The organism is Azospirillum sp. (assembly GCF_050789165.1).
This window is the reverse complement of the sequence record NZ_JBOZRT010000011.1, coordinates 20,909-32,843: the sequence shown is the minus strand read 5'-3', so window position 1 is coordinate 32,843 and position 11,935 is coordinate 20,909. Positions and strand designations below refer to the sequence as shown.

Genomic DNA, 11,935 nt, shown 5'->3' with positions numbered 1-11,935 from the left:
CGTTCCCATATTGAAAGGTCCGACTATTGAGGACCTCTGCCGATGCCCAAGGATCTGGTGCTGAGCGACGTTGCCGCCTGGGAAACCACCATCGCCGGCTGGCTGCGGGCCAACGTCGCCGAGGACCCGGCGCACGACGTGCACCACCTGATGCGCGTCTGGCGCACCGCGCGCGGCCTCGCGGCGGAAGAGGCGCAGGCGTCGGGAGCGGCGCCGGCCGACCTGCTGGTGGTGCTGGGCGCCAGCCTGCTGCACGACGTGGTCAACGTGCCGAAGGACCACCCCGACCGCAGCCGCGCCTCGCGCCTGTCGGCCGTGCGGGCGGAGGAGGTGCTGCGCGCCCTGCGCTTCCCGGTGGGGCTGCTGCCCGCCGTGCGGCACGCCATCGAGGCGCACAGCTATTCCGCCGGCATCGCGCCGCGGACGGTGGAGGCGCGGCTGGTGCAGGACGCCGACCGGCTGGAGAGCCTGGGCGCCATCGGCATCGCGCGCTGCTTCGCGACCTCGGGGCTGATGAAGCGGGCGCTGTTCCACGGCGACGATCCGCTGGCGGAAGACCGGCCGCTCGACGACCTGCAATACGCGCTCGACCATTTCGAGGCCAAGCTGCTGCGCCTGCCGGCGACCATGCAGACCGCCGCCGGGCGGCGGCGGGCGCAGGAGCGCGCGGAATTTCTGCTGACCTTCCGCGCGCAGCTGCTGGATGAGATCGCCGGGATGGCGTGAGAAGCCCCTCCCCCCTTGAGGGGGAGGGGTTGGGGAGAGGGGGAGTGGCGCGCGGCAGCGCGCAAAAAGTACGTGCGCCACCCTCTCCCCAACCCCTCTCCCGTCGAGGGAGAGGGGCTTAAGAGAACACCCGCGCCAGCATCAGCACGGCCATCACGGCGACCGCGCCGCCGAGCCCCGCCACGGCCAGCCGCAGGGGGCGGTCGGCGGTGCCGGTGCTGCGCTTCTTCGCCTCGTCGGCGAGCGCCCACAGCGAGCCGTCGAGGCGCATCAGGAACACCTCCAGCCCGGCCACACGCTCGTCCAGCGTGCGCTGGGCGTCGGACAGCGCGTCCAGGCGCGAGGCCAGCGCCTCCGACGCCCCGGCGTCGTTGGCCGGCATCCGGGCCGCCAGGTCGCGCAGCGCCCGGCCGAGGCCGCCGCGCAGCGAGTCCAGTTCGGCGCCGAGGCGGGTCAGGTGCGGGGTGACCGTCTCCTCCAGCAGGCGTTCGGTCTCGCTGCGCGGACGCATCGTCAGCTCGGCACCGCCGGAGGGCGGCTTTGCGACGACGACGAGCCGGGCCGGGTCGGCGCCGGGGGGAAGCTCGACCTCCGCCTCGAAGGCGTGGCTGCCGATGCCGGCGCCGGCGAGGTCCTCGCGCGGCTGGTCGGCGGTGACGGTGGCCAGCGGCGCGTCGACGCCGTCGAAGCGCACCTCGATGACCAGCGGCTCGTCGGGCGCGGAGCGGTTCCACGCCCAACCGTAGACGCGGCGGCCCGCCACCGCGTCCAGACGGCCTTCGAGCTGGGGAGCGGTGGCGGCGCTCATGGTCAGGCCGCCTGCTTCTGGGCGCGCGGCTTCGCGGTGACTTCCGGCATGCGGTGGGCGATGCCGTTCTCGTCCAGGAACTCGCGCATGTCGCGGTAGCGCGTGTAGAAGCGCTGGTTGAACCGCTCGAACAGCGACTGGTCCCAGTACTCCTCAAGCACGAACGGCTTCTCGGAGAAGACGTCGTAGCAGGGGATGCCGAAGGTCTCGGCGAACTCGGCGGTGCGGCTGTCGTAGCTGAAGTACACCGACGGCACGCCGTTGGAGAGCGCCATCAGGTTGCCGTGCAGGCGGTAGCCGAGCACCATGTCCTTCGAGCGCACGAGGCTCTCGTAGTCGGCGACGACGTCCGAGTACCACAGGCGGGTGCGGTACAGCTCGTCCATCTCGGCGTCGAAGTACCAGTTCTTCAGCCATTCCTGCTTGTGCAGCGCCTCCCAGGCCTCGGCCTTCTGCTCCTCGGTGCCCCAGAGCAGCTTCTTCTCCTCGACCTCGCCCTGCATCATCAGCACGGTGTCGAAGCGGGCGGCGAGGTCCTTCACCATCTGGCGGTGCTTGGTGAGGTACACCTGGACGTCGCGGGCGTAGGCCTTGGAGACCTCGCGGCGCATGGTGACGCCGACCTTCTTGATGCGCTCCAGCGGCGGCAGGTCGATGCGCAGGTCGGGGTTCAGGCCGCGGAAGGCGGTCGGGCAACCGACGATGCGGGTGTTGCGGATGCCGATGTCCCACATCGCCTCCGCCGTGTAGGCGCCGCGCACGCCGAGCGTCACCGACTTCTCGGCGATCAGGCGCCACATGCGCTTGCTCTCCTCGGAGAGCTGGAGCTTGCCGGTCACCGGCGCCTGGGCGCCGACGCCGAAGGCCAGCACAGGGATCTTCAGCTTGGACAGCACCTGCTCGGTCGCGGCCGGCCAGCGCATCTCGCTGTTGATGTAGTTGGAGCCGCGCAGGAAGACGAAGTCGTACTCCGCGTTGACCCGGTCCACCTCGGCCTGATCGAACGTGCGGATCTCCAGCACGTCGAGCTTGTCGAACTTCAGCAGCTTCAGCGAGCTGTCGTAGACGAAGGCGTCGCCGATGTTGTGGTAGTGGTCGATGCTGGCCTGGATGTTGGCGTACTCGTACCAACGCACGCAGTCGTGGTCGTAGACTTCGCCGGACGGGATCATGACGAGGATCTTGGACAAGGATGCCTCCCTGAACTCTTAGTGACTGGATGGGGCCTGCCGGATCGTCACCGGCAGCCGGACAAGGTCGCGCTCGGTGCCCGGCTTACAGCCGTTGAGCGCGAGACGGGTGAGGTAAAGAAAGGCGGTCTCACCGATGTCCTCGAAGTTGCGCGAAGGACTGGAGGGGTCGAGCAACGACGGGTAGTCGTAGGCGTATCGCTGGCCGCAGTCGGGGGCGAAGGCGGCGGGCGCCTGCCACACCAGGCGCGGTTCCGACCAGGTCGTCAGGTCGGGGGAGGTGGCGGCCCAGACGCCGCCGGGCTTGCCGCCCTGCATGAGGGCGACGTACAGGCCGGAGGGGCGGTGGCGGACGAGGCTGGTCACCGTGCCGAACAGCCGCGGCAGCGGGGCGCAGACGTGCCGCTCCGGGGTGTCGGTGTCCTGGGTGAAGGCGACGGTGAACCCGGCGCCGTCCCAGGCGCGCCAGGAGGCCGGGTCGGCGAGGTCGCGGGTGCGCATGACGCAGACGCCGCGCTTCTGGGCGCCGAAGCCTTCGGCGAACAGCATGGCGTAGTACCAGCCGTCGCGGGCGACGATGGAGCTGGGGCTGAACAGGCCGGCGCGGTGGCCGAGGTCGCCCTGGTAGGGGTAGGGCAGGCCGGCGACGAAACGCGGCGGGCCGAAGCTCCGGCCGCCGTCGGTGGACACCGTGGCGGTGATCGAGTTCCACCAGCAGGACGCGTAGCGCTTGCTGGGGCACAGGGCCGGGCGCGTGTGGCCGTGGAACTCGTTGTGCACCAGGGCGTGGATGGTCCGGCCGTCCAGCGTGTAGGGGGAGACCAGCCAGCCGCGGTCGTTGACGTGTTCCGGCGCGGGGTCGTGCGCGGCCTCGAAGACGACGCGGCACTCGTGGCGCAGGCTGTCCAGGGTGGGGCCGGACATCAGCCGGGCGCGGTGGTGGCTTGCCAGGAGGTGCACCGCGCCGTCGGCGCCGCGCCACGCGCGGGCGGGGGCGTCGGGAACGTCCCAGGGCTCGCAGGCCTCGGTCTTCCAAGTGAAGACGGGCTGCGGCGCGCCGGCGGGGGCGATGTCGAGGGGCGCGGCGTGGGCGGGGAGGGCGATGAGAAGGAGGAGCGCCAGGGCGAGCGCGAGGAACCCTCTCCCCCCCGGGGAGAGGGCTGGGTGAGGGGGACGCGCATGGCGGCACGTTCGGGAGTCGCGGGACCCCCTCACCCTGTCCCTCTCCCCGGGGGGGAGAGGGGATGCGGCGGACATTCTCACGCCTTCTGCGCCACGGCGCGCTTCGGCGTGGCCGGCGCCGCGGCCTTGCTGCGCGCCGACAGCAGGCGCTCGTAGATGTCCACGTGGCGCTTGGCACACTCGACCCGGTCGATCGGGCGGCGGATGCGCATGTGCAGGCGGTCCCACAGGTCGGGGGTGGTCAGCACCTCGGTCAGGCGGTCGACCAGATCCTCGACGCTGGCGTTGCGGAAGTGCAGGCCGTCCACGCCGTGGGTGATCTTCTCCGCCATGCCGCCGATGTTGCTGGTGATCATCGGCCGGCCGTGCAGGAACGCCTCCTGGATGACGACGGGGGAGTTCTCCCACCAGATCGACGGCATCACCACCCAGTCCACGTCCTTCATCAGGCCGGGCAGCTCGGCCGAGCGGTAGGAGCCGTAGAAGCGCACGCGCTCGCCGGCCTTCTCGGTGATCTCCAGGAACTTCTTCTGGTAGGCCTCGGGCTGGCGCTCCAGGTTGCCGCCGAAGATCATCAGCGCGCTGTCCTCGCCCCACACCTTGGCCGACACGCGCGACACCGCCTCGACCAGCACGTGGGCGCCCTTGAACTCGGTGAGCTGGCCGAAGAAGGCGAAGCGGTTGCGCCGGCCGCCGCGCGGCAGCGGGCGGGGCGGCACCACCTCCTCCACGGTCAGGCCGTTCTCGATCATCGAGAAGCGCTCGCGCGGCAGGCCCCAATCGACGTAGCGGTCGATCAGGAAGTGGCTGGGGGAGACGTAGAAGTCGGCCAGTTCCAGGAAGGTCTTGAGGAACAGCTCGCGCTTGAAGAACTCGGCCTCGCCGATGTGCGGGAAGCAGCCGGTGCAGTCGGCCGGGCTGGCGCGGTAGCACAGCGCGTTGCGGCTGGTCTTCACCATCTGGCCGTGGTGGTGGCAGATCGACAGGTACTCGTGGAAGGTCACCACGATGGGGACTTGCGGAAGCGCCTGCTTCAGCGCCAGCAGGCTCTCGACGCCCATGCCCAGGAAGTGGTGGAAGTGCACCACGTCCGGCTGCAGGTCGCGGGCGAAGCGGACGAAGTCCTGCTCCAACGCCGGCAGGTTGCGGTTCGAGCAGCGCAGGTGATCGTAGTCGTTGGCGTAGAAAAGGACCTCGCGCTCCTTCTGGCGCAGGCTCATCAGCGCCGAGCCGCCGTGCGGGGTGATCGGCGGCGCGGTGCGCGCGAGGTAGTGGCTTTCCCAGCCCGGCAGGTCGTGCAGCCCTTGGAACAGGTTGTAGGACGCGACCTCGGCGCCGCCCAGCGAGAAGGCCGGGTGGCCGTGGCTGATGACCAGGACCTTCTTGTCTTTGTTGCTCATCGCGTGCTCACCCGGAGGTCGGTGTTGGCGGCCTTTACGGCCCAGTGACGGTCGAAGGCCCAGCGGTCGATCAGGGTGCCGGTCTGGCGCCAGTACTCGTGCGCGGCGGTGCGGGCGTGCTCGTCCACGGCGACCAGCGCCACGGTGGGCACCCACAGGCAGGTGTGCCCGGCCTTGCCGAGGCGCAGGCAGAAGTCGGCGCTCTTGTACTCGGCGCCGACGAAGCCGGCGGTCAGGCCGCCGGCCTCGGCGATCAGGCGCTTGGGCAGCAGCGCGCAGTCCACCGTGGCGGCGGGAACGGCGACCGGCTGGCGCTCCTTCAGCCACTCGCGCGGGTAGCCGACGAACTGGGCGACCGGGCGGTCACCCTCGACGCGCACGCCGGCGAAGCGGATCGAGAAGTCCTCGTACAGCAGCGTCGGGCTGACCATCGCCGGCTTGCGGTGCGCGGCGGCGGCGCGGGCCAGCTCGGACAGCCAGCCGCGCGAGGTCGGCAGCACCGCGGTGGACAGCAGCAGCACGTGCTCCGCCGCGGCGTGCGGCAGGGCGGCGGCCATCGCCTCGAAGGCGTCGTGCGCCTGCGGGGCGGGGACGAGGCGGACCGCCAGCTTGTAGAACGACGCGGCGCGGCGCAGCGTCAGCGCCAGGCGGTCGGAGCTGCCGGCCGCGGCGGCCACCAGGATCTCCGCCTGAGCGAAGTCCGGGTCGATGGCGAGGCGGGCGAGGTGCAGGTCGACGTCCTCGCGCCCGTCGGTGACCGGCAGGATGACCGAGACGTTGGGCGTCGCCACGGTGCGGCCCATGGCGAACACCGGGGCGGCGGGCGCGTCCGGGGAGATGCGGCCGGCGGCCTGGACGATGGGGCCGACGTGGCGCTCGATCAGGCTCTCGGCGGCCGGGTTGTTGATGTCGATCAGGCAGAGCAGGTGCCGGATCAGCTCCGCGTTCGGCGCCACCGGATGCACCGGCAGGTAGGCGCAGCCGCCGTCGGTCAGCGCGATCTCCAGGTGGAAGGACGCGTCCTCGGGCAGGCCGGCGGGCTCCGGCACGAAGGCCAGGAAGCCGTGGTCGTGGCGGTCGGCGGGCAGGCGGCCGGCGAAGCGGCCGTCGTGCAGGAAGCCCTCGGTGACGTCCTTGCGCTGGGTGCGGAACCAGTCGCCGTCGATGGTCGCCTCGAAGGCGGGGCCGTGCAGGATCACCGAGGCGACGTTGCGCTGCGGGTCGAGCAGCCAGCCGGTGACCAGCGTGCCGACGCCGGGCACGCGCACCGCGCGGTCGAGCGCGGCGCACACCGGCACCTCCAGGCGCGACACCGTCTCGCGCCCTTCGTACACCCCGGTGATGCGGCGGCGCAGCGCGCGCAGGGTGGCCGGGTCGGCACCCAGGCGCGGCAGCAGGTCGCGCAGATGGGCGAGCGCCACGCCGTCGGGCAACAGGGTGCGCTCGGCGAACAGCTCCAACTCGCACCAGCGCCCACCGGCGCGGTAGAAGATGCGGCGGATCTGCTCGGGCGCGTCCTCGGCGGCCGGCACCACGGCGACGACGCCCCAGGCGGTCTCCGGCAGGTCGGGGCGGCGGACGGTGCCGACCTCGGCGCGGTAGAAGCGGCAGGCGTCGGTCTCGACCAGCAGCTCAGCGCGGCCGGCCTCCAGCGAGGAGGACCAGCCCTGGATCATGGTGCCGTTGCCGGCCGACAGCCGGCCGAAGATCTCGGCGAAGCCTTCGGGCCGGGCGATGTGGCCGACGAAGGCCGACAGGAACTTGCCGAGGCGCGCCGACAGCGGCTGCCCCTCGGCCGGCGCCAGCACCCGCAGCAGGAAGTCGAGCGCCGCCGGCATGGCCGCCGCGTGCTCCTCCTTCAGGGTCGAGAGCAGGCCCCAGGGGTTGACCTTGACGGCGCGCAGGCGGGGCAGGACGAGGGCCTCGCCGTCCGTGCCCTGCACGGCGACGCGGGCGGCCTGCAGGCGGCCGGCGTCGGGGGCGCGCAGCGCGGCCAGCAGCCAGTGGCCGCCGTCCTCGCGCGGCCAGCAGTGGGCGTCGAAGCGGCCCGCCGGCTCGCCGTTGGCGATGGCGCCGCCGCCGGCCAGCGCCGGGCGGTCGCAGGTGCCGAACAGCAGCAACGTGTCGTCGTCGATCAGCACGGCGACCGAGAGGTCCGGCTGCAGGGTGGTGTCGGTCATCAGGAGGCTCTCTCGGCGAGAACGGTGTGGACGCCGGCCAGCACGTCGTAGAGGGCGCGGTGCTTGCGCGCCGCCTCGGCGATGGTCGGCACGGCGGGGACGTTGGAGGAGAGGCGCTCCCACAGGCCGGGCTCGCTCAGCGCGCGCTGGAGCACGCGGGCGAGGTCCACGGGGTCGCCGGGGCGGAAGTGCAGGCCGTCCACGCCGTCGCGCACCATCTCGGCCATGCCGCCGATGCCGGAGCAGATGACCGGGCGGCCCTGCTGGAACGCCTCCTGGATGACCAGCGGCGCGTTCTCCCACCAGATCGACGGGGTCAGCACCCAATCGACGCGGCCGAGCAGGGCGGCCATCTCGTCGCGCCGGTAGGGGCCGTGCGCGGTGACGCGGCCGCCGCAGGCGTCGATGGCGGTCTCCACGTCGGACTTGAAGCCGTCGGTCTGGAACGGGGCGCCGCCGTGCACCTCCAGCCGGAAGGTGGTCTCGCCGGCATCGACCAAGCGCTTGGCGGCGGCGAGCGCCACGCGGATGCCCTTGTAGGGGCTGAGGTTGCCGAAGTAGCCCAGCACGTCGCGCCGGCTGTCCTCAGCCAGCGCGCGCGGGGCGGCGCGCTCGGTTTCCGGGCGGCCGTTCGGCATGACGTCGATTCGATCGGCCGGCAGGCCCCAGGCGATGTAGCGCTCGCGCAGGAAGCGGCTCGGCGACAGGAAGCGGTCGACCAGGCCCAGCATGGTCTTCAGGTGCTTCTCGCGCAGCACGAACTTGTCCGGCGTGCGCTCGGGGAAGCAGCGGTGGCAGGCGTCGGGCGAGGCGCCGGTGCACAGCGCGTGCGTCTTCGGCGTCACCATCTGCCCGTCGTTGGCGCAGATCGGGTAGTAGTCGTGCAGCGTGTAGACGATCTTCGCCTTGGGGAGCACGCGGCGGATCAGGAACAGCATCTCGACGCCGAGCAGCAGCGTGTGGTGCACGTGCACGACGTCCGGCTTGAAGGAGCGCAGCAGGTTCGACAGGTCCGGCACGATGCCGTGCAGGTCGATCTGGCTCTGGTAGAAATGGTCGAAGTGGCCGGCCCAGAGGATCACCTCGTCGGCGCTGCGGCCGAGGGTCTGGAAGCTGGTGCCGGGCTTCGGCTGGCGGTGCGTCTGGTTGGTGCAGGCGAGGAACAGCGCCGGGACGCCGTCCGCCTTCAGCGCGCGGAACAGGTCGTGCGCGAAGATCTCGGTGCCGCCGGGGTGCAGCGCCGGGTGGTTGTGGGCGATGAAGAGAACGCGGGGCGCGCTCATCGAACCGTCTCCGTCTTTTCGAGCACCAGAAGGTCCTGGTAGCTCTCGGCGTTCTCCCGCCCGCTCCAGCCGCCGCGGACGACCGGCGCGGCCGGGCGCAAGCCGTTGGCCGCGCACAGGCCGAGGAAGAAGCCCTCGTCGTACGCGACCGCGCCGTTCGGCGCGTCCGGATCGGCGATGAACTCCGGGCCGGGGCCGTCCACGAAGACCGGACGGGTGGCGCCGTCCTTCAGCGCGGTGCGGGCGGCGTGATCGACCAGGAACAGGCTGGCGAAGCAGCGTCCGCCGGGGCGCAGCACGCGGGCGATCTCCGCCACGTAATGCTCGGTTTCGGCTTGCCGCAGGTGTGTGAAAACTGAGGTCAGGATGACGAAGTCGTAGACGCCGGTGCGCATCGGCAGCGCCGCGCGCGCCGCGTCCAGCCGGCCGTCGGGGTTGTACAGCGCGTTGGCGGCGTCGATGTGGTGGAAGCGGAACTCCGGATAGGCCGGCGTGATCGTTTCGCGACACCAGGCGATGCCGTCCTCGACGATGTCCAGCCCATCGTAGGCGCCGGTCAGGTACTGCGTCAGCGGCAGCGCCATGCGGCCGATGCCGCAGCCGATCTCCAGCACCCGGTCGGTCGGCTTCAGCCCGCCGATGCGGACGAAGTGGCCGAGGAACTCGGCGCCCACGGCGCGGAAGTCGCCGTCGCCGACGAAGCAGCGCTCGGACGGCGGGACGGGGATGAAGCGGTTGCGGGCGACCTGTTCGCACAGCCACTCGATGGGCGGCGTGTTCCGCTGGGCGCCGCGCAGCAGGACGACCTTGCCCGAGGGGAGCGCGCTCATCGCCGGCCCTTCCGCTTCTTGTGCTTGACGGGGGTGGAGGACGGGGTCGGCGCGGCGTCGTCCGCCGCCCAGTCGCGGGACATCAGGTCGCTCATCAGCGCGCTCCAGCGGCCGGCGTGGAGCCAGCGGTTGTAGTGGGCGGCGACGCCGCGGGTGTAGCCGGCGTTGCGGGTGATCGACTGGCGCTCCAGGTGGTACAGCTCGACCTCGGGCACGTAGCGGATCTCGCGGCCCGCGCTGCGCACCTTCAGGCAGAGGTCGGAGTCCTCGTAGTCGCCGATGACGTAGTCCTCGGTGAAGCCGCCGACCCGCTCGAACAGCGCCTTCGGCATCATCAGGCAGGCGCCGGTGACGCCCGGCACGGCGCGCGCCACGGTGGCCGGCGCGAAGTCGCGCGGCATGCCCTTGAAGTAGTGGTGGTTGTACCAGCGGCCCTCGAAGTCCTGCTGGAACAGCAGGCCGGCGTGCTGCAGCGACTCGTCGTCGAACAGCAGCTTCGGGCCGACCATGCCGGTGGCCGGGCGGGCATCCAGCGCGTCGGAGAGCTGCGGCAGCCAGCCGGGTCGGTCGGGCACCACGTCGGAGTTGAGGAACAGCAGCGTCTTGCCGCGGGCGACCGCGACGCCGGCGTTGTTGGCGGCGGAATAGCCGTGGTTGGCGCCGTTGATCAGCAGCAGCATCGGCAGGCCGTACAGGCCGTGCAGGCCGCGCAGCGCGTGCTCGACCTCCTTCGCCTGCTCGGGCGAGTCGAGGACGAAGATCAGCTCCGCCCCGGCCATCGCCGGATCGGTGGCGAAGGCGCCGAGCTGGAAGCGCAGGAACTCCAGGTTCCGGTACAGCGGGATGATGACCGACACCGCCGGGCGCTCCGGCAGCGTGCCGAAGCGGATCGCCGTCGGCGCGGTGCGCGCCGCGAGGTGGGCGGCGTGCAGCGGCGCCACCGCGGGGGCGAGCACCGTCTCGATCACCTCGTTGGTGACGAAGGCCGGCGGCACGCTGCCGAGCACCAGCGCGCACGCCTCCTTGGCCGAGGACGGGCTGGGCGGCGGCACCAGGGCGATCTTCCCGCCGCCGCCCAGGCGCAGTTCGCAGCGCACCTGCACCGAGGGGCCGGGCTCCGGCCCGCCGGGCAGGAAGGCGGCGAAGCCGTGCATCTCGCCGGGGCCGGTGCGGAACAGCTTGGCCACGTCCTCGCGCGGGAAGCGGTGCGGAAGGGCGTCCAGCGTCCGCTCCTCGCCGAAGGGGGAGACGACGGTCAGGCCGGCGGTGAGGGAATGCGGGTCGTGCACCCAGCCGGCGAGGAACAGGCCGCCGTCCGGCGTCGGCACCGCCACGTCCACCGCGGCGCCCACCGGGCGGTCTGGGTCGGCGAGTTGGCGCTTCGGCTGCGGCAGCAGCACCTGCATCTCGTAGGCGGTGGCGCCGGCGGCCGCTTCGGTGCGGCCGCGCTCGGCGAGGCAGCGGGTGAGGTGCTGGCGCAGGGCGGCGGGCAGGCCGCGGCGCTGCTCCAGATGCTCCAGCAGGGTCGGCTGCGCGGCGGTGGCGCCGGTCACCGTGCGGCAGGCGAGGCCGTTGCGGCCGATCAGCACCACCAGCGTCTCCGGCCGTGCCAACGCGCGCTCGATCACCAGATGCAGCGTCAGCCGGCCGCGGGAATCGGGGGCGTTGCCCACGTGGGCGGGGACGGGGACGGGGGACAGCGTGTCGCCGGTCAGCGCCACGACGCCGAGCACCGCGCCGAAGCTGGCGGACAGGCCGCCCTCGCACAGCAGCAGCGTGTCGGTGAGCAGCGCGGTGGCGGCCAGCGTGGAGGGGCGCGGGGAGAGTTCGTGCACCACGCGCCGGCAGGCCGCGACGAAGCCGGCGTCCTGCTTGAGCGCGCCGGTCGAGCGGCAGAAATCGAGGATCAGGCGGGCGACGCGCAGCCGCGCCGGGGCGTCGAGGCCGCCCAGCAGCAGCGCCGGGTCGAAGTCGGGCAGGCCGGCGCCGGCCTGGGCCTCCGCCAGCAGGTGGCCCGACTGGTCGTGGAAGCCCGCCGTGCCGCGCCCGCCCGGCCACCGCAGCACCGCGTAGCTGCGCTGGCTGCCCCAGGAGGTGCGGACGGTGAGCGTGGTGTAGGGCAGCGGTGCCGTGCCGCCGTTCACCGACGGGGTGATCCGGCCAGCCACATTATTATGGGGGGCGTCGGTGCCGTGCGATTCCCAGACCGCCAGCAGGAAGCCGCCGCCGAGGGCGTGCAGGCTGGCGGCCGCCACGGCCTCGGGGCTTCGAAGGACTGCGATCTGGGTCATGGTGCCTGTTCAAAAAAGGCCGGCGGCGCGGGGGCGCGCCGCCGG

General features: G+C 72.2%; 9 protein-coding genes. 1 reads left to right on the top strand and 8 read right to left on the bottom strand.

Annotation, left to right across the window (positions count from 1 at the left end; translation table 11 throughout):
- The first annotated feature begins 42 nt into the window (after positions 1-42).
- A complete protein-coding gene (locus ACRWK7_RS01955) occupies positions 43-726 on the top strand; it encodes an HD domain-containing protein (protein ID WP_431854480.1) in 684 nt (227 codons plus the stop codon).
- Between the two features lie 118 nt (positions 727-844).
- Here the strand turns inward: ACRWK7_RS01955 and ACRWK7_RS01950 are convergent, their stop codons facing one another.
- The 8 genes from ACRWK7_RS01950 to ACRWK7_RS01915 form a co-directional block, all read right to left on the bottom strand.
- Entirely contained in the window at positions 845-1,534 is a 690-nt protein-coding gene (locus tag ACRWK7_RS01950; protein WP_431854479.1) for a hypothetical protein, read from the bottom strand.
- Positions 1,535-1,536: 2 nt separating this feature from the next.
- The gene (locus ACRWK7_RS01945; RefSeq protein WP_431854478.1) at positions 1,537-2,724 is read right to left on the bottom strand and encodes a polysaccharide pyruvyl transferase family protein; all 1,188 of its coding nucleotides are present in this window, start codon (positions 2,722-2,724) and stop codon (positions 1,537-1,539) included.
- A gap of 18 nt (positions 2,725-2,742) precedes the next feature.
- Positions 2,743-3,684, bottom strand: a complete 942-nt coding sequence (locus ACRWK7_RS01940) for a hypothetical protein (RefSeq protein WP_431854477.1) — start codon at positions 3,682-3,684, stop codon at positions 2,743-2,745.
- A gap of 299 nt (positions 3,685-3,983) precedes the next feature.
- Positions 3,984-5,306: a glycosyltransferase family 4 protein gene (locus ACRWK7_RS01935; RefSeq protein WP_431854476.1), complete on the bottom strand. Its 1,323-nt coding sequence runs from the start codon at positions 5,304-5,306 to the stop codon at positions 3,984-3,986.
- On the bottom strand, positions 5,303-7,486 hold the full coding sequence (locus ACRWK7_RS01930) for a hypothetical protein (protein ID WP_431854475.1): 2,184 nt from the start codon (positions 7,484-7,486) through the stop codon (positions 5,303-5,305). The genes ACRWK7_RS01935 and ACRWK7_RS01930 overlap by 4 nt, the downstream gene beginning before the upstream one ends.
- Positions 7,486-8,769, bottom strand: a complete 1,284-nt coding sequence (locus tag ACRWK7_RS01925; RefSeq protein WP_431854474.1) for a glycosyltransferase family 4 protein — start codon at positions 8,767-8,769, stop codon at positions 7,486-7,488. Before ACRWK7_RS01925 ends, ACRWK7_RS01930 begins: the two co-directional genes overlap by 1 nt.
- On the bottom strand, positions 8,766-9,599 hold the full coding sequence (locus ACRWK7_RS01920) for a class I SAM-dependent methyltransferase (protein ID WP_431854473.1): 834 nt from the start codon (positions 9,597-9,599) through the stop codon (positions 8,766-8,768). The genes ACRWK7_RS01925 and ACRWK7_RS01920 overlap by 4 nt, the downstream gene beginning before the upstream one ends.
- On the bottom strand, positions 9,596-11,890 hold the full coding sequence (locus tag ACRWK7_RS01915; protein ID WP_431854472.1) for a glycosyltransferase: 2,295 nt from the start codon (positions 11,888-11,890) through the stop codon (positions 9,596-9,598). The genes ACRWK7_RS01920 and ACRWK7_RS01915 overlap by 4 nt, the downstream gene beginning before the upstream one ends.
- Between the last annotated feature and the right edge of the window lie 45 nt (positions 11,891-11,935).